The following is a 452-nucleotide window of genomic DNA, read 5'->3' on the forward strand; positions in this document are numbered from 1 at the left end:
CCTGATGGGGCCGTTGCAGGTTATAAACATCACGCCACCGATCAAATGCTGCTTGAGCTTCCTTGAGCGTGGAAAACTGACGCCCTTCAAGTACTTCGGCCTTGAGTGAGCGATGGAAACGCTCAATCTTTCCATTGGTTTGTGGGTGGTAAGGGCGGCTGAAACTGATCCGAATACCCAGACGAATCAACCAGATACTCAGCTCTGTGATTTCACCAGGGTTACGTGGAGAGCCCCAAGGCGGTCCGTTATCAACGTTGATGCGAGCCGGTAATCCGAAGCGCTGGAATACCTCGGTCAACCTTTCTTTCACCGTGGCTCCACGCTCGTTATCACAAGCTTGAATAGCCAAACTGAAACGTGAATGGTCGTCCAGTAAAGTCAGGGGATGGCATCTGCCTTCTTGCGTCGGGAAATGCCCTTTGAAATCCATCTGCCAAAGATTGTTGGGC

General features: G+C 51.5%; 1 protein-coding gene. It reads right to left on the bottom strand.

The genetic code is table 11. The features are described from left to right. A partial coding sequence (locus TALK_RS21900; RefSeq protein ID WP_139833918.1) for an integrase core domain-containing protein occupies positions 1-452 on the bottom strand: 452 nt, incomplete at both ends.

Source organism: Thalassospira alkalitolerans (genome assembly GCF_002115745.1).
Lineage (GTDB): Bacteria > Pseudomonadota > Alphaproteobacteria > Rhodospirillales > Thalassospiraceae > Thalassospira > Thalassospira alkalitolerans.